16 protein-coding genes are annotated in these 17,446 nt (G+C 47.2%); 2 read left to right on the forward strand and 14 right to left on the reverse strand.

Annotation, left to right across the window (positions count from 1 at the left end; all coding sequences use genetic code 11):
* Positions 1–137: 137 nt before the first annotated feature.
* The 6 genes from ispH to murJ all read right to left on the reverse strand — a co-directional run bounded on the left by ispH (position 138) and on the right by murJ (position 7,442).
* On the reverse strand, positions 138–1,082 hold the full coding sequence (gene ispH / locus ACTHY5_RS06475; RefSeq protein ID WP_441877924.1) for a 4-hydroxy-3-methylbut-2-enyl diphosphate reductase: 945 nt from the start codon (positions 1,080–1,082) through the stop codon (positions 138–140).
* 10 nt (positions 1,083–1,092) lie between these two features.
* Positions 1,093–1,560: an FKBP-type peptidyl-prolyl cis-trans isomerase gene (fkpB, locus tag ACTHY5_RS06480; RefSeq protein WP_441877926.1), complete on the reverse strand. Its 468-nt coding sequence runs from the start codon at positions 1,558–1,560 to the stop codon at positions 1,093–1,095.
* The gene (lspA, locus tag ACTHY5_RS06485) at positions 1,553–2,044 is read right to left on the reverse strand and encodes a signal peptidase II (protein ID WP_441877927.1); all 492 of its coding nucleotides are present in this window, start codon (positions 2,042–2,044) and stop codon (positions 1,553–1,555) included. The genes fkpB and lspA overlap by 8 nt, the downstream gene beginning before the upstream one ends.
* Positions 2,044–4,863 carry an isoleucine--tRNA ligase gene (ileS, locus tag ACTHY5_RS06490; RefSeq protein WP_441877929.1) on the reverse strand — a complete coding sequence of 940 codons (2,820 nt, stop codon included), beginning with the start codon at positions 4,861–4,863 and terminating at the stop codon, positions 2,044–2,046. Before ileS ends, lspA begins: the two co-directional genes overlap by 1 nt.
* 5 nt (positions 4,864–4,868) lie before the next feature.
* On the reverse strand, positions 4,869–5,816 hold the full coding sequence (gene ribF / locus ACTHY5_RS06495; protein ID WP_441877931.1) for a bifunctional riboflavin kinase/FAD synthetase: 948 nt from the start codon (positions 5,814–5,816) through the stop codon (positions 4,869–4,871).
* A gap of 66 nt (positions 5,817–5,882) precedes the next feature.
* The gene (murJ, locus tag ACTHY5_RS06500) at positions 5,883–7,442 is read right to left on the reverse strand and encodes a murein biosynthesis integral membrane protein MurJ (protein ID WP_441877933.1); all 1,560 of its coding nucleotides are present in this window, start codon (positions 7,440–7,442) and stop codon (positions 5,883–5,885) included.
* Positions 7,443–7,640: 198 nt separating this feature from the next.
* Between murJ and rpsT the strand changes: the two genes are divergently transcribed.
* Positions 7,641–7,901: a 30S ribosomal protein S20 gene (gene rpsT, locus ACTHY5_RS06505; RefSeq protein WP_441877934.1), complete on the forward strand. Its 261-nt coding sequence runs from the start codon at positions 7,641–7,643 to the stop codon at positions 7,899–7,901.
* A 155-nt stretch (positions 7,902–8,056) separates the two neighbouring features.
* Here the strand turns inward: rpsT and ACTHY5_RS06510 are convergent, their stop codons facing one another.
* From ACTHY5_RS06510 to rppH, 7 genes are all read right to left on the reverse strand, one after another.
* Positions 8,057–8,365 (reverse strand): ArsR/SmtB family transcription factor, encoded by a 309-nt coding sequence (locus ACTHY5_RS06510; protein ID WP_441877936.1) that lies wholly within the window; start codon positions 8,363–8,365, stop codon positions 8,057–8,059.
* Positions 8,366–8,372: 7 nt separating this feature from the next.
* Positions 8,373–9,317, reverse strand: coding sequence for a transcriptional activator NhaR (gene nhaR / locus ACTHY5_RS06515; RefSeq protein WP_441877938.1), 945 nt, complete (start codon positions 9,315–9,317; stop codon positions 8,373–8,375).
* A gap of 108 nt (positions 9,318–9,425) precedes the next feature.
* A complete protein-coding gene (nhaA, locus tag ACTHY5_RS06520; RefSeq protein WP_441877940.1) occupies positions 9,426–10,616 on the reverse strand; it encodes a Na+/H+ antiporter NhaA in 1,191 nt (396 codons plus the stop codon).
* A gap of 103 nt (positions 10,617–10,719) precedes the next feature.
* The gene (gene thyA, locus ACTHY5_RS06525) at positions 10,720–11,514 is read right to left on the reverse strand and encodes a thymidylate synthase (protein WP_441877942.1); all 795 of its coding nucleotides are present in this window, start codon (positions 11,512–11,514) and stop codon (positions 10,720–10,722) included.
* Positions 11,511–12,326 carry a prolipoprotein diacylglyceryl transferase gene (gene lgt / locus ACTHY5_RS06530; protein WP_441877944.1) on the reverse strand — a complete coding sequence of 272 codons (816 nt, stop codon included), beginning with the start codon at positions 12,324–12,326 and terminating at the stop codon, positions 11,511–11,513. Before lgt ends, thyA begins: the two co-directional genes overlap by 4 nt.
* A 73-nt stretch (positions 12,327–12,399) precedes the next feature.
* The gene (ptsP, locus tag ACTHY5_RS06535; RefSeq protein ID WP_441877946.1) at positions 12,400–14,676 is read right to left on the reverse strand and encodes a phosphoenolpyruvate--protein phosphotransferase; all 2,277 of its coding nucleotides are present in this window, start codon (positions 14,674–14,676) and stop codon (positions 12,400–12,402) included.
* 159 nt (positions 14,677–14,835) lie between these two features.
* Positions 14,836–15,348 carry an RNA pyrophosphohydrolase gene (gene rppH, locus ACTHY5_RS06540; protein ID WP_441877948.1) on the reverse strand — a complete coding sequence of 171 codons (513 nt, stop codon included), beginning with the start codon at positions 15,346–15,348 and terminating at the stop codon, positions 14,836–14,838.
* 672 nt (positions 15,349–16,020) lie between these two features.
* Here rppH and mutH point away from each other — a divergent pair.
* On the forward strand, positions 16,021–16,698 hold the full coding sequence (gene mutH, locus ACTHY5_RS06545) for a DNA mismatch repair endonuclease MutH (RefSeq protein ID WP_441877950.1): 678 nt from the start codon (positions 16,021–16,023) through the stop codon (positions 16,696–16,698).
* 122 nt (positions 16,699–16,820) lie between these two features.
* Here the strand turns inward: mutH and ACTHY5_RS06550 are convergent.
* A partial coding sequence (locus ACTHY5_RS06550; protein ID WP_441877952.1) for an MFS transporter occupies positions 16,821–17,446 on the reverse strand: 626 nt, incomplete at its 5' end.

A 17,446-nucleotide genomic window follows, 5' to 3' on the forward strand; every position in this document is an offset into this window, starting at 1 on the left:
TAAATACAGCGCCGAGCTAAAACAACGCGGTATGTTTTACGCTGTACGCCTTACGTTAAAGAAAAACAGCGCCTATGTAGGCGCTGTTTAGATTAGTGTCTTCTTCTAGCTTTCAGCTTAACGCTACCAGCTATCTTTTAAGAGACTTGCTTTACTTTTAGCTCGGCAGGAACTTCAAACACAATATTTTCTTCACGCCCGGGGTGCTCAATCACTGTTTGACCGCCAAGAGACTTCAAGTGATCAATCACCTCTTGCACCAAAATTTCGGGTGCCGACGCCCCGGCCGTCACGGCAATGCGTGCCACGTTTTCAATCCAAGCGGCATCAATCATTTCTACGCAATCAATTAAGTAGGCACGGGTGCCAATTTTTTCTGCCAACTCCCGCAAGCGATTTGAGTTAGAGGAGTTTTTAGAGCCTACTACTAACATCACATCCACTTTAGCCGCCAATTCTCGCACCGCGTCTTGACGATTTTGCGTGGCATAGCAAATGTCGTCTTTACGTGGGCCAACAATGGCTGGAAAGCGCGCACGCAAGGCATCAATCACATCGGAAGTTTCATCAACACTGAGCGTGGTTTGCGTTACAAAGGTCAGGTTCTCGGGGTCGTTAACCTGCAAGGTCGCTACATCGGCGGCGTTTTCGACTAAATACATACCACCTGTGGCACTTTCATACTGCCCCATGGTGCCTTCTACTTCTGGGTGGCCTGCATGGCCAATCAGTATGGTCTCTATATTTTTTTTGCTGGCGCGGTGTACTTCCATATGCACTTTAGTCACCAAGGGGCAAGTGGCGTCAAACACTTTTAGCCCACGGTTTTTTGCCTCTTCTCGCACCGCTTTAGACACACCATGCGCCGAGAAAATAACGATATTATCGTCAGGCACCTGATCGAGCTCTTCTACAAATACCGCCCCAGCATTTTTGAGTTTATTAACCACATAGCGGTTATGCACCACTTCGTGACGGACATAAATCGGCGCTTCAAATTTCTCTAACGCGCTTTGCACTATGCTAATCGCCCGATCAACGCCGGCACAAAAACCACGGGGGTTGGCAAGTAAAATATCCACTTCAGGCTCCTTATGTTGTCACCGACTCTGGCGCACTAGCAGCAGAGTCAACCGTCAATATTTCCACCTCAAAGGTCACGCCATGTCCTGCTAAGGGATGATTAAAGTCTACTGTAACCGAATCTCCTGCAATATTGCGCAGTATACCCGGAATTTCTGTCCCGTTAGGTTGTGTAAAGGCTACAATCGCACCCTCTTCTAGGGTCATATCAGTGGCAAATTTACTGCGATCCATATAATGGATATTATTGGGATTAACGGGCCCAAAAGCGTCATCTGGCCCTAAGTCAAAGCTGTGACTATCGCCTTCACTTAATCCCATTAAGCAAGCTTCAAAGGTTGGCGTTAAGCTGCCATCACCCATGGTCAGTTTAGCCGGTTTCCCCTGAAGCTGTGTGCTATCGGCAACAGAACCATCTTCAAGTTTAATGGTAAAATGAAAGACCACTTCACTTTGCGCACCTATTTGCTTAGTCATGGGGTTTATCCTTTTTAAAACTGTCGATAATAATCATGGCTGCACCAATAAAAATAAAGCTATCAGCAAGATTAAACGCCGGCCAATGCCAGTTATTTACATAAAAATCTAAGAAATCAACCACGTGTCCTAAAACGAGACGATCAATCACATTACCGATAGCACCGCCAATCACCAAGGCATAGGCGGCTGGTAACCAGCGAGCCGCCTTGGGCAACTTAGCCATCCACACACTGAGCAGCACGGTCACGGCCGTAGCCAAACCGGCAAAAAACCACCGTTGCCAGCCCCCTTGTTCCGCTAAAAAGCTAAACGCCGCCCCGGGATTATACACATGTACTAGGTTAAAAAAGGGGGTGAGCTCCACCCCAGGATAACCATAGTCAAGATGGGTCACTGTTAACCATTTACTAACCTGATCAATCACAATGGCGACGATAGCCAGCCACCACCAACGCAGGCCAGTTTCTTTAAGTCTCGTCATTAAGCAAACTGACGGACTTCGCCGTCTCCTGAAATATTGGTGACACAGCGGCCACAAACCCCCGCTTGCTCAACATTAACATCAGCCACATGGTGCCAGCAGCGACTGCACTTTTCAGCATCACTTTTAGCAACATTTATCTTCAAACCATCAAGCTCGGTATCGGCGGCATCATCGGCATTCGCTAAGGGCTGTATATCAACATCTGAGGTCAACAAGACAAACCTCAGCTCATCGCCCAGCAAGGCAAGCTTAGTGGCCAATGATTCTTCCACAAACAAAGTAATACTCGCTTCAAGACCGGCGCCAATGACTTTGTCTTTACGTGCCAGCTCTAAAGCTTTATTCACAGCTTGACGAATAGTTAGCAACTCGGCCCAGTAGCTGTCATTAAGTTGCTCACCTTCGGCCAGACCAAATAAGCCCTCATAGAACTCTTCAGTAAACACAAACTGTGCGCGCTCACCGGGTAAGGAGTTCCAAATTTCATCGGCGGTAAAGCTCATAATGGGCGCCATCCAGCGCACTAAGGCTTCGGCAATATGATACAAGGCCGTTTGGCAAGAGCGTCTGGCCAAGCCATCAGCTTTGGCAGTGTATTGGCGGTCTTTAATGACATCCAGATAAAAAGAGCCCATCTCGATGGAGCAGAACTGCATCAGCTTTTGCGTCACTAAATGGAAGTTGTACTCATCATACGCCTGCGTAATCTCTTGCTGAATGGCTTGTGCACGGCCCACCGCCCAACGGTCTATGGTGATCATCTCTTCGGGGGCTACCATATCGGTTGCCGGATTAAAGCCGTTGAGGTTCGCCAGCAAGAAGCGCGCAGTATTACGAATGCGACGATAAGCATCGGCGCTGCGCTTTAAAATTTCATCTGACACCGTCATTTCGCCGGTATAGTCGGTGCTGGCCACCCATAAGCGCAAAATATCTGCACCCAGCTTATTCATTACCTGCTGCGGGCTTACCACATTACCCACAGACTTCGACATTTTGCGGCCATTACCGTCTACGGTAAAGCCATGGGTGAGCACTTGGCGATAAGGGGCGTGATCTTTAATCGCGGTAGAAATCATCAAAGATGACATAAACCAGCCTCTGTGCTGATCTGACCCTTCTAGGTACATATCCGCCTGTTGGCCGTTAAACTCACCACGCTCATCCACTACAGAGGCGAAGGTAGATCCCGAGTCAAACCACACATCCAAAGTATCCAGTACTTTATCGTATTGGTCAGCTTCTTCACCCAATAACTCTGCAGGGTCTAGATCCCACCACGCTTGAATACCCGCCACTTCCACACGCTTGGCTACTTCTTCCATTAGCTCAGTGGCACGCGGGTGCAGCGCTTGGGTATCTTTATGCACAAATAAGGCAATGGGCACACCCCAAGTACGCTGGCGTGAAATACACCAATCTGGGCGGTTTTCCACCATGGCCTGAATACGGTTTTCGCCCCACTCTGGCACCCACTGTACTTTTTTAATCTCGCCAAGGGCTTTATCACGCAAGCCGCCTTGCTCCATACTAATAAACCACTGAGGTGTTGCACGGAAGATAATCGGCGTTTTATGGCGCCAGCAATGCGGGTACGAGTGCATAATGGCGTGATGGTGCAATAGCGCACCATGCTCTTTCAATGCTTCTACTACCGCGTCATTAGCTTTAAATACATGCTGACCGGCAAATAATTCAGTATCAGGTAAATAGACCCCATTGCCGCCCACAGGGTTGGCCACTTCTAAGCCATATTGTTGGCCCACCACAAAGTCTTCTTGACCATGACCGGGTGCGGTATGCACAGCACCGGTACCCGAATCTGTGGTCACGTGATCCCCCAACACAATGGGCACGTCGAAGCGGTAAAACGGATGCTGAAAACGCTTCAACTCCAGTTTAGCGCCCTCACAGTAGCCTAAGTTGTGATAATGAGTAATCCCGGCGCGATCCATCACCTCAGCCACTAAATCCGCCGCAACAATTAAACGCTCAGGCTGCTCACCTTCAACTTGTACTAAGGCATAGCTAAGTTCGCCATGTAGCGCTACGGCGCGGTTAGCCGGCAGCGTCCAAGGTGTGGTGGTCCAAATAACCACTGACATGGATCCGTGCCCGGTATGGCCGTCTGCACAATCAAAGCTTGCCGCAACCTCTGTGGCATCCACCGCTTTAAAACGCACATCTATTGCAGGTGAGCGCTTATCTTCATGCTCAACCTCAGCTTCAGCCAGTGCAGATCCACAATCGGTACACCAATGCACCGGCTTTGAACCTTTGTGCAAGTGCCCCTTGTCGATGATTTTACCTAGGGTACGAATAATGTTGGCTTCAGTACCAAAGTCCATAGTCAGATAAGGGTTTTCCCAGTCAGCCAATACCCCTAAGCGGACAAAGTCGGTTTTTTGCGCTTCAATTTGCGTTTGCGCATAGCTACGGCAGGCTTGGCGAAATTCAGCCGCTGACACTTTAACGCCGGGCTTACCAATTTTTGCTTCTACTTTTAATTCAATCGGCAAGCCGTGACAGTCCCAACCGGGAATGTAGGGAGAGTCATACCCTAATAAGCCTTTAGATTTTACGATGACGTCTTTTAAGATCTTATTCACCGAGTGACCAATATGAATACTGCCATTGGCATAAGGAGGGCCATCGTGCAAAATAAACGGCTTTTTGCCCGCTTTGGCCTGACGCACTGCGCCGTATAAGTCTTGTTCAATCCAACGGGCTAACATTTCTGGCTCACGTTTGGCCAAGTTACCGCGCATCGGAAATTCCGTTTCAGGCAAATTCAGGGTGTTTTTATAGTCGGTCATGGGTCCTACATTCCGTTCGGTTCTGATGCCGCTAACCCAAACCAATGGCGGGCAGTGGCGGCATCGCGTTGAATTTGCTCCTTTAACAGCTCAAAGGATGCGAATTTTTGTTCGCTTCGCAATTTATGGCGAAGCTCGACTTCCACCTGTTTGCCGTATATATCACCGGAAAAATCAAACAAGTGAACTTCTAATAAAGCTTGGGTGCCATTCACGGTAGGTTTATTACCGATATTAGCCACCCCTGGGTAATGCCGTCCCTCTAGGCACAGCTCAACTGCATATACCCCCGAAACAGGGCTGACTTGGCGTTTAAGTGCCACGTTTGCAGTAGGAAAACCAATGGTGCGTCCAAGCTTTGCACCATGAGCCACTCGGCCACATAAACTAAAGGGGCGCCCTAACATAGTTGCGGCCTGGGTCAGCTCATCATTCACCATGGCATCACGGATCAGTGTACTGCTGACCCGTTGGCGATTCATGCACCAGCTTTGGGTACTGACCACCTCAAAGCCAAAGCGTTGCCCAGCCCGGGTAAGCAACTCAAAATTTCCGCCTCTGTGTTGACCAAAGCGAAAGTCATCCCCTACTACCAAAAACTGCACCCCTAATTTATCCACTAAGAGATCGCGAATAAAATGATCAGGGCTTTGCGCGGCAAAAGTGGCGTTAAAGCGCACACACAATAAACGGTCGATACCTAATCGCGCCAGCTGCTGGTATTTTTCACGTAGGCGAGTTAAGCGCGGTGGGGCATCATGGCCGGTAAACAACTCTCTGGGCTGGGGCTCAAAAATCATCACACAAGCCGGTACGTTCAGCCTGCGAGCTTGCTCAATAAGGCGGCGCAAAACCGATTGATGCCCCAAATGCACGCCATCAAAATTACCAATGGTCAGCACACAGCCACTATGCCATGGCTTAATATTGTGAATGCCGCGTATAAGCTCCATAGATTTCGTGACTGACCTTAGCTGTAAATGAGCGGATTATAACCTAGCTGGCCGTTAGGATCAGCCCTACTGGATGGTTTTAAAGTGCTTTATACGCACACCAGCGAGAAGTAGCAAAGTACCGTAACACAGGGCACCGGCGCCAATATAGCCAAATAGGTGTAAAGTACTGCTAAATAACCCCCATTCAGACCATACTGTTAACTCAGGAGATAACCACCATAAGAGCACAGCCATGCCCGCACTGGCTAATGCAACCTTGGCGCCAAACAGCCAAGTATGGCGACTAGGCTGGTAAATACCTCGGCGACTTAAGCCCCATGCAAGCAAGCTGGCATTTAAAATACCCGACATAGCCGTGGCCAAAGCCAAGCCCACATATCCCAATGGAAAAATTAATATGGCATTAAAGACCATATTGGCCACCATGGCGATAATGCCAAAGCGCACCGGTGTTTTAGTGTCTTGGCGCGCATAGTACCCCGGCGCTAATACCTTAATGAGCATAAAGGCTTGCAAGCCCACGCCATAAGCCACCAAGCTTTTACTGGCCGCTAATACTTCTTCTACCCCAAACTCCCCCCGCATAAACAGCACCCGCAGCATGGGCTCACTCAGTACAATTAAGCCCACCATAGCCGGAAAGCCCATCAGCAAGACCATGCGCACCCCCCAGTCCATGGTGGCGGCAAAGCCTTCTTTAGACTGCTCAACATGACGACTCGACAGCGCCGGTAAGATCACGGTGGCAATGGCAATACCAAACAAACCTAACGGAAACTCTAGCAAGCGATCGGAATAATATAAATAACTGATGGAGCCGGTAGCCAAAAAGGACGCCAATACCGTATCAAACAACAAGTTGACCTGACTCACAGATACCCCAAACAAGGCCGGTATCATCAGTGTGCGTACTTTAACCACCCCAGGGTGGTGCCAAGCCCAACGCGGGCGCACCAGCATTCGTAAACGCCATAAAAATGGAAACTGAAATAAAAATTGCAGTAAACCACCCAAAAACACACCTATGGCCAACCCCAACTCTGGCTCTGCCAAACGTGGAGAAAGCCAAAGTGCGGCAGCAATCAGTGCCAAGTTAAGAAAGACAGGCGTAAAGGACGAGACCGCAAATTTACCAAAGGTATTTAAAATAGCGCCAGCCATGGCAGTAAAACTAATAAACCATAAATAGGGAAAGGTGACTTTAAGTAATAACGAGGCCAGCTCAAACTTGTGGGCTTCGGGGCCATCATTCACCCACTCTAAAAACCACCCCATACCAAACAGCGCCGTCACCACCCCTGAGCCCACCACGCCGACTAGCGTCACCAAGGTGACGATCAAGCCTAAGGTACCCGATACGGCGGCCAATAAGTCTTGGGTATCTTTAAAGCTACGGGTTTGCTTGTACTCTGTCATCACAGGAATAAAAGCTTGATTAAAGGCTCCCTCGGCAAATAAACGTCGTAAAAAATTCGGAATTCGATTAGCAAAGAAGAACACATCGGCCGAGACTCCCGCCCCTAATAAGTTGGCGATCACGACATCGCGCACCAAGCCCAGCACTCGAGATATCAAGGTCATAGCGGACACAATCAGGCCCGAACGCAGTAATGCTTTACTCAAAATGAAAACCTCTTAATGAAGAAAATTGCTGAATGCAGGGGAATGCTGGTAGAATCCGCACGACAGTTTAACCCTCGGCCCTGTATCTGACCACAGGGCGGTGTTTATTTGCACAAATCAATTGACATTTAGCAGTGAAAAGGGCATATTCCTCAGCCTTTTATTAACACTCGCTAAGACAGTTCTAGGAGTTTTACCTTGGCTAATATCAAGTCTGCTAAGAAGCGCGCGCTTCAATCAGAGAAACGCCGTAAGCACAATGCCAGCCGCCGTTCAATGGTTCGTACTTACATGAAAAAAGTAGTTGCAGCTATCGCTAGCGGCAACAAAGAAAATGCACAAGCTGCGTTTAATCAAGCACAGCCTCTGCTGGATCGTATGGCCACTAAAGGTCTGATCCATAAGAATAAAGCAGCTCGTCATAAGAGCCGCCTTAACGCTAAAATTAAAGCTCTGTAAGTTAGAGTCTTTGAGTAAGCGTAAAAAAACCGGCGTAAGCCGGTTTTTTATTGCCTAAAGAAAAACGCGTTACACATTACGCCCTAGGTGAGTTGACCGAAAGCTGGGTAGGCTTCTTTAACCTACAGCTTATAGCGTAAAGCGTTATTGTCGTCTCACTTTTCTTGGCAGTACAACTTATGCAGTAAGGCGATCATTTCCCGAACTTCGTCGCTTTTTAGCGAGTAATACACGGTTTGTGCTTCTTTTCTGGTACGAACAAAACCGTCGTTACGAAGTAACGCTAAATGTTGAGACAGCGCCGATTGACTTAATCCCAAATGCTCGTTCATTTCTCCTACCGACAGTTCTTTGTCGAGTAGATGACATAAAATAAATAATCTGCGCTCATTAGCTAGCGCCTTTAGCAGCTTAACTGCATTGGCGGCACTGGCCTCCATCGCTTGCATATCCAATTCCATCATGATGTCCTTAACTAAATTCACCGTCAAAACTGACGGGGGGTACACCGGTAGAAAAATCATCCAGCCCAGAAAACAGTGACGTAAAGTCACTCTCACAAAGCCGCTTAACGGCTGGGTGCTGGATCATTCGCTCGGCAAAAATAACGTAATATTCTTCTTTTAGCTCTTCTACTCGGCCAATTTCAATGACCGGTTGATACTGTAAAATTGCATCACGATAAATAGCAGGAGCCACAAATATGCCTTGGTTAAAAAAACCAAAGGCTTTCATTAACGCCGCATCATCAAACTCACCTAATATTTGTGGCTTTAAGCCCTGCACTTCTAACCAATGACGTAATTGTCGCCCCATTGCAGTACGTCGCCCAGGGATCAAGAGTCTACGCTCTTCTAAGCAATCAGGAAACGGCTTAGTAGGTAACGGCTCTCGACAATAAAAACCGATATCACATTCACCCAACTTCTTCGATAATAATCCCGCATGCTGAGCTGAGTCGACGGGGCAGTCAGACAAGATCATATCTAATTTATGCTCGCTCAACTGCTCTAACAGCATTTCGTGAGTTGATTCATAACAGCGTAAATGAATGGAGCCATCATTTGGGATCACCGACATCAGCACGCGGCTAGCCAGCCGTTTTGATAGCGCATCGGCAATGCCAACATCAAAGATCAAATGATCTTCTTTGCGATAATGCACAATATCGAGCATTTCATAAGACAAACTAAACATACGATCTGCATATTTAAACACCAACTGCCCCAACTCACTGGCTTCTAGTTGCCGCCCTTTTCGTTTAAATAGCTTACCGCCAAGGCGCTGTTCTAGCTGGCGAATTTGCCCAGTTACTGTTTGCGGCGTCAAAAATAACGCCTCAGCCGCTTTAGTGACTGAGCCTTTTTTTTGTGTCATCCAAAAATAATATAGATGATTGTAATTTAGGTGTGACAAAGTCATCTCCACAGCACAGTTACGCCATCATATAAAAAGCGACTAGCTTTGAATACCCAGTGTGCGATACGCCCTGCATCATAAATATACACACACCGAGTATAACGCTTAATGATGGGCCTTCAACGCTTCAGATTCATACTGCAGGCGAGGTAACAACAGATATAGTAAGATATAGCCCAGCGTCGCAGATAATGTAGAGCCCAACAAGATACCTAAGCGAGATACGTTGGCAAGCTCAGGTTGAGTAGAAAATGCCAATGAAGAAATAAAGATCGACATGGTAAAGCCAATGCCACACAACACTGACACCGCAAATATTTGCCGTAAACAGACCCCAGTAGGCAGTTGGGCCAGCTTTAGCTTCACCATTAGCCAACAGGTTAAAAAAATACCCATGGGTTTTCCTAATAGTAAACCTGCAATAATGCCCACCGGCAAAGTGGCAGACACGTCGGTAAACGACAAGCCTTGCAGTGAGACTCCCGCATTCACAAAGGCAAAAATAGGCAGAATAAAAAAAGCACACCACGGATGAAGAAAGCGCTCTAACTCTTGAGAAGGAGAAAACTTAAAACCTTGTAATGGGATTAAAAAACCTAAAATAACGCCCGCTAAGGTTGCGTGTACGCCCGACTGTAAAACAGCCACCCACACCACCCAGCCTAAAATAAGATAGGGCACCAAGTTTTTTATCTGAGCGCGATTAAGCCAGTACAAACCGCCAATACCCACTGCGGCGACCAAGAGCGCCGGTATCGACAAGCCTTGATTGTAGAAAACCGCAATAATTATAATGGCGCCCAAATCATCAATAATGGCCAGCGCCAATAAAAACACTTTCAGGCTTAGCGGTACTCGCTTGCCAAGCAACGCCATTACGCCTAAAGCAAACGCAATGTCAGTGGCGGTAGGAATCGCCCAGCCTGCTTGACTGGCCCCCTCACCGTAATTAAATACTAAAAACCACAGTGCAGGAAAAATCATGCCGCCAATTGCCGCGACTGCCGGAAAGAGCGCCTTTTCTCGACTGGATAATGCCCCAGAAACCAGCTCGCGCTTAACCTCAAGACCCACCACTAAAAAGAAAATCGCCATTAGGCCATCATTTACCCAATGGGCAAAGGTTTTATCTAGGTTAAGACTGCTGATACGTAACTGGATTTGCATATCCAGTATCTGATGATAGAAGCTCGATAAGCCGGTGTTAGCCATGATCATGGCGATAATGGCCGCAATCATAAGTAAAATGCCGCCGGCAGATTCCATTGCCAGCAACCGTTTGAGTACATAGGCCATATGATAGAGACTCCCTGTCATCGATCAGCTGCGGTATAGAACTCTTTATCCAGCCCTACACCATAAAGCTACCTCACCCACCACGTTTTTGTTACCTTAATAATTAAATGGCTACCGGCGCTTTAATATGCGGATGCGCTTGATAATCCTCAATCACAAAGTCATCAAAAGCATAGTCAAATAACGAACTGGGTTTACGCGCCAAACGCAGTGTCGGTAACGCATAGGGTTCACGGGTTAATTGTAGTCTGGCTTGTTCTAAATGGTTACTATAAAGATGAACATCACCCCCCGTCCACACAAAATCCCCCACTGCTAATCCTGCCTGCTGTGCCAGCATATGCGTTAATAAGGCATAACTTGCAATATTAAAGGGCAGCCCCAAAAACACATCACAACTGCGCTGATAGAGCTGACAAGATAACTTACCGTTAACTACATAAAACTGAAATAAGGCATGGCAAGGGGCGAGCGCCATTTGCTCTAATTCACCCACGTTCCAGGCCGAGACAATAATACGACGGCTATCAGGATTAGTTTTAATGGTCGCTAATGCTTGGCTAATTTGATCAATAGTGGTGCCATCAGCCCCTTGCCAACTGCGCCACTGGTGGCCATACACTGGGCCTAAGTCGCCATTTTCATCAGCCCATTCGTCCCAAATTCGCACGCCATGCTCTTTTAAATAAGCCGTATTGGTATCGCCATTTAAAAACCACAACAGCTCATGAATAATTGATTTTAAATGACATTTCTTAGTGGTGATCAGCGGAAAGCCATGTGCCAGATCAAAGCGCATTTGATGGCCAAATACCGACAAGGTGCCAGTACCGGTTCTGTCTTCTTTTACCGCCCCTTTATCTAGTATATGTTGCATTAATTCTAGATAAGCCTTCATGCTACTTCCCCTTTACCAAACCATTGTGGACGACGAAACGCCGCCCAAATCATAAGCGCACCCGCCAGCATCATCGGCATCGACAATAACTGCCCCATGCTAAACAGATCTAAATACAGACCCAGTTGTACGTCTGGCTCTCGTACAAACTCGACCAAAAACCGAAATAAGCCATAACACATCAAAAATAACCCCGACACCACACCCCGTGGTGGGCGCACACGCCAAGCAAGGTTAAGAATAATTAAGAGCACCACGCCCTCGAGGGCGAACTGATAGAGCTGGGAGGGGTGGCGAGGTAGCATGCCTGCTGCCGGAAAGATAATGCCCCAAGGTACCTCAGTGACGCGTCCCCATAACTCGCCATTAATAAAGTTACCAATGCGGCCCGCGCCTAAGCCAAAAGGGATCAGGGGGGCAATAAAGTCGGCCACAGCAAAAAAGGTTTTACCTTGCTTGCGGGCATATAGCCACAGGGCGGTGATCACGCCAATTAAGCCACCATGAAACGACATACCGCCGGTCCAGATTTTAATCAGATAAAGAGGATCGTCGGCAAAAGCATCAAATTGATAGAAAAAGACATAACCAAGGCGCCCCCCGACGATCACCCCTAAAAAGCCATAAAACAATACGTCAGAAACTTGATCCCGAGTCCAATTTGAACCGGGTTGTGCCGCACGGCGGTTGGCCATTAGCCAGGCGAATACAAACCCCAGTAAATACATTAGGCCATACCAGTGCACCGCAAGCGGCCCTATTTGTATGGCTACGGGATCAAAACCTGGGAACACCCAGTGGCTTTCAGACATGCCTTTACTCCACCAATCACAAAAGGCGCTATTGTGCGATCCCAGCGTACAAAATACCAGAACTCTGGCGGGGTTATTGTCTGGGAGTTTTAGGGCCACGCAGCAGGCCGCTAAGGCCGCGCTCTGCTAAATAACCGCTAAATGCCTCTTTAATAGTGCCCACTTGCTGCTGGCTCAGCAGATTTTGTAATAGCTTTTGCAGCTCATCACAACGAGACTGACGCACTATGTATTTAATGCGCAAAATATTACTGTTATTCATACTAAAACGCCGATATCCCATGGCCATTAGCACTAAAACACCAATGGGATCACCGGCAAGCTCACCACACACAGACACGGGCTTGCCATAACGTTCGGCGGCATCAAAAATTTGCTGCAAAGCACGTAATATCGCGGGATGAAAAGCATCGTAAATACTGGCCACCCGGCCATTATTACGGTCTACCGCTAATAAGTATTGGGTTAAATCGTTAGTTCCTACCGACCAAAAGTCCACTAGGGGCGCTAATTCGGGCAGTAAATACAGCAGCGAGGGAACCTCTATCATCACCCCTAGACAAGGGTAGCGAATATCGCCCTTTTGCTCTGCGGTTTCGGCAGACACTTCACGCCATGCGCGATCCAGCATACGCCGCGCCACCCTCACCTCATCTAAATTAGTCACCATAGGCAACATAATCGATAAATTATCTAAGCCTTGGCTGGCACGCAGCATAGCTTTAAGTTGAACTAAAAAGATCTCGGGGTGATCCAAGGTTAGGCGCATCCCCCGCCACCCCAAAAAGGGATTTTCTTCTACAATCGGGAAATACGGTAACTGCTTATCGCCACCCACATCTAAAGTGCGCATGCACACAGGTTTACCGACAAACCCCGCCATTACTCGGCGATAACAAATGACTTGCTCTTGCTCTGAGGGAAAGCGATCGCGCATCATAAACGGAATTTCGGTACGAAATAGCCCAATGCCGTCCACCGCATCGTTAGCCGTCACATCAGTTTCAACACTTAAGCCGGCATTCAGCAGCAAAGAGATGGGCGCCTCATCTAGGGTAATGGCTGGCTGATAAAGCACACTGGCAAACAGCGCATCCATCTTTTCTTCTTGGGCGATCAAGCGTCGGTACTCACGCAGCACTGACTGAATCGGCTCAACCACCAGATCACCATGAAAGCCATCGACGATCAGAGTACGATCTTCTAGCAATTCAAAGGTATGATCGATGCCCATCACCGCAGGAATGCCCATCGATCGAGCCAAAATGGCCGCATGAGAGTTAATGGATCCTTTAGCCGATACCATGCCTTTAAGTTTATTGGGGGGAATTTCCGCGATCAAAGTGGCACTGATCTCATCCGCCACTAAAATAATGGGCTCATCAAGCGTGAGGGTAAACATTCCCTCATCTTCATGGATCAGACGGGTAATCAGCCGCTGCCCTAAATCTCGAATATCTGCCGCTCGCTCACGCAGATACAAATCTGACATACTGCCAAACTGCTTAATTTGTCGCTCACACACCCGTTTTACCGCACTGCCGGCAATCCAGCCGGCGTCTATTTCTTTGCGGATCAGACCAATAAACATAGGATCTTTCAGTATGTACTGATAGACCTCAAAGACGGCAACTGACTCACTGGCTTGTGACTCCTGAAAGCGCAGCGCCAAGCCATTCAGTTCATCTTCAACTTGTATCAGCACCTTGTCTAACCGGGCATGCTGCAAGGCAACATCATCCCCTTGGCGCTCTTTTACTTGATCGAGTGTAATGCGAGGTTGCCACACCCAAGCACGTCCAATGGCAACACCAGGCGAGCCTGCAAGGCCTCGTAACACCCCATGCCAATTAGGCGAGAGTAAGTTTCCCTTAGCTTCGGCATGGGCAATAACGGTGGCTAACTGTGACGCTAACGTGACTAAAAAAGACTCTTCACCTTCTTCAAATAGTCGCGCTTGTTTCTGCTGTACCACCAGCACGCCTAAGGTTTTTCGCTGGTGAATAATAGGCGCGCCTAAAAATGAAATAAAGGCGTCTTCGTCGGTTTCAGGAAGGTATTTAAATTGAGGGTGCGAGCGGGCATCAGCTAAATTGATTAGCTCTTCTTTATCGCCAATCAAACCGACGATACCCTGCCCCAAAGGCATAATCGCTCGCCCTTCGGCACTGGGAGATAAACCATCGGTGGCGGCGAGTAAATAGTTTTGCTGACGCTCTTGATGTAAGTAAATAGAACAGCAATCAACTTGCATGGCAAAGCGGGTTTGCTGCACTAACTCTTTCATGGCGTTATTCAGATCAGAGCTGGCCGTTACCTGCTGAACGATTTCTCGCAATTCTTTTAGCACTGCCACCTCCTTAAACATTCGTCTTACGCTATAAGCTATCTGCCTTACGCTGTACGTCTTAATCCTTTGCAGCCGGTGACTGAATCTCGCAGCTAAACACCATACGGTATCTCTGTTGTTCACTTACAGCTTCAAGCTTATCGCTGCGGCTATTACTTTTTATCGGTGTCGTTTACGCGTGTCGCGACGCCCTTGCTCTGTCATCACTATTGGAGCAAATTCTTTCAGTACACGTCGGTACACTTCACGTTTAAAAGACACCACTTGACGCACCGGATACCAATAGCTCACCCAGCGCCAGTCATCAAACTCAGGCTGTCCATGACAACCAAATTCGATATGAGATTCGTGCTCAGGCTCTAGCCTTAACAAAAACCATTTTTGCTTTTGCCCAATGCAAACGGGATTGCTGTCCCATCGCACTAACCGCTTAGGCAGCTTATATTTAAGCCAATGTCGCGTTACGGCCAGCAAGGTAACGTGTTCCGGCCTTAGCCCTATCTCTTCATACAGCTCTCGGTACATAGACTGTTCTGGGGTTTCACCATCATCTACGCCACCCTGAGGGAACTGCCAAGAGTGTTGCCCATAGCGCCTAGCCCATAACACTTGACCTTTGCGATTGCAGATCACTATGCCTACATTGGGACGAAAACCGTCACCATCTATCACGCAATCACCAGACTAAAGAAATAACATAAGCAAGATTGTTCCATATTACCCTATGCTCGGCAAATGATGCTGCAAACAAAAGGCTCACAGCAATTCTGAATAACTTGTATTTTTGTCAATAGTTATAAACAAAAAAATCACGAGCATTGTGCCATCTTCCCCAAATGATGTGGATAAGCTTGTGGTAAATGCTGTATAGCTTGAGATCTTACCCTATAATCCTTGATGAACACACTATGAATCAATAAAAACACCAAAATAATTACACTTAAAAATCAACAACTTAAATAAAATAAAAAGGATCTTACTGGATCTTATTACAGTTCCTATAAAAATATTTATATTGTGAGCAAAAGTGACTGCTCAAAAAACACCCAAATTATAGTTATCCACAAATACAGTTAAATAATTCCCTTTCTTAATCGGTAAACTGTGATTTATTTTGCATGACGCTAACATAAAATAGTAAAAAAATGATAAATAGCAGTTATCCAGAATTCCTGTGGATAAGCCTGTGTAACAGCCTGTTTATAGTTGGATAAAAACGCTATATGATCTAATAACGAAAAAAGCAAGTTAGTTTTTATCTATAAATCTAATATAATCAACATCTTACACTATTTATTGATCGAGCAATCAATATTTATATTTACATCTAGCATTGGTGATATTTTGAACAATACAATTGCCCCTCCTCACTCGGTAACCGCGCTATTAGACAGAGCAGAGCAACTGGCTGGCTGGTCATTGAGAGAGCTAGCTGACAGCTTATCGATTGCCACACCTCACGATCTACGACGAGATAAAGGCTGGATCGGTCAATTACTGGAGTTAGCTTTAGGGGCGAGTGCCGGATCTAAGCCCGAACAAGACTTTCCTGAGTTAGGGGTCGAGCTTAAAACGATCCCCATCAACCACCAAGCTAAGCCATTAGAAACCACTTTTGTTAGTGTGGCTCCTTTAATGGGCATTAGCGGACTACGGTGGCAAGACTCAAACGTACGTAATAAGTTATCTTGTGTGCTCTGGATCCCCATTATTGGCGATCGTACCTCGCCACCGGGAGATCGAATAATAGGTCAGCCGTTATTATGGCACCCCAGTGCTGAGCAAGAAAAGTTGTTACGTCAAGATTGGGAAGAGATCATGGAATTGATAAGCCTAGGTAAAGTACAAAGTATTAGTGCTCGCCACGGCCAAGTGTTGCAATTAAGACCCAAGGCCGCCAACAGTCGCGCACTGACAGACGCCATTGGCGAGCAAGGCCAACCGATTATGACCCTGCCACGTGGCTTTTATTTAAAAATTCCCTTTACCGCTGCCTTATTGGCGCAGCATTTTATGCTGTAAATAACAGTGCCAAGCTCAACAACAAACCGGTACTTTCTGTAGGATGCCGCTTTAACTAGTACTCCCATCTCAGCGGGATTTAAACCATTTTGCTGCGCTAAATTTCGCAGCTATAGCCGCGGCTACAAAATTTTATTTTTCAGCTGACCGCTGTCAGCTGCATTAGGTGCTTGTTCTTTTAGTCGCCAGATCAAAATGGCGACTAACAGGATCCAAGGAAGAGCGAACAAATTTAGCCATGCCCAGCCAAGCATAGCCAATCCTTGGCCTGCGAATAAGCTACCTAATGCCGCGGCACTGAAGACAAAAAACTCGTTAATGCCTTGTACCTTGGCTTTTTCAGCCGGCAAATAGCTAAAAGTCAGCAAGTGCGTCGCACCAATAAAAGTGAAGTTCCAGCCTACGCCCAGTAATAATAAGCCCCACCAGTAATACCAAAAACCCTGCCCGGCTAAATTTATCGCCACACTAAGCGCTAACGCCCCACAGCCCCATAAAATAACGCGGCGAGTGGTAAAACGTCGGATCAGGCCGCCAGTAAAAAAGGAAGGCACAAACATGCCCAATACATGCCACTGGATCACATAAGCGGTATCATTAAAGCCATGTTGATCTTGGTTCATGGCCAATGGCGTTGCGGTCATGATCAATACCATAATGCCATAGCCGATCATGCCTGATGCAATTGCAGCCACTAATAAGGGCTGGCGAAATAGCACACGATAGGATCGCACTTCAGTCTGTATAT

The organism is Oceanisphaera sp. (assembly GCF_052084945.1).
Classification (GTDB): domain Bacteria; phylum Pseudomonadota; class Gammaproteobacteria; order Enterobacterales; family Aeromonadaceae; genus Oceanimonas.

What these genes read in the sequence shown, in the direction of transcription:
- thyA (WP_441877942.1), bottom strand. Translation starts at nt 11,514, where the DNA reads ATGAAGGCTTATCTAGAATTAATGCAACATATACTAGATAAAGGGGCG.
- ileS (WP_441877929.1), bottom strand. Translation starts at nt 4,863, where the DNA reads ATGACCGACTATAAAAACACCCTGAATTTGCCTGAAACGGAATTTCCG.
- lgt (WP_441877944.1), bottom strand. Translation starts at nt 12,326, where the DNA reads ATGTCTGAAAGCCACTGGGTGTTCCCAGGTTTTGATCCCGTAGCCATA.
- lspA (WP_441877927.1), bottom strand. Translation starts at nt 2,044, where the DNA reads ATGACGAGACTTAAAGAAACTGGCCTGCGTTGGTGGTGGCTGGCTATC.
- fkpB (WP_441877926.1), bottom strand. Translation starts at nt 1,560, where the DNA reads ATGACTAAGCAAATAGGTGCGCAAAGTGAAGTGGTCTTTCATTTTACC.
- nhaA (WP_441877940.1), bottom strand. Translation starts at nt 10,616, where the DNA reads ATGGCCTATGTACTCAAACGGTTGCTGGCAATGGAATCTGCCGGCGGC.
- ACTHY5_RS06510 (WP_441877936.1), bottom strand. Translation starts at nt 8,365, where the DNA reads ATGATGGAATTGGATATGCAAGCGATGGAGGCCAGTGCCGCCAATGCA.
- ribF (WP_441877931.1), bottom strand. Translation starts at nt 5,816, where the DNA reads ATGGAGCTTATACGCGGCATTCACAATATTAAGCCATGGCATAGTGGC.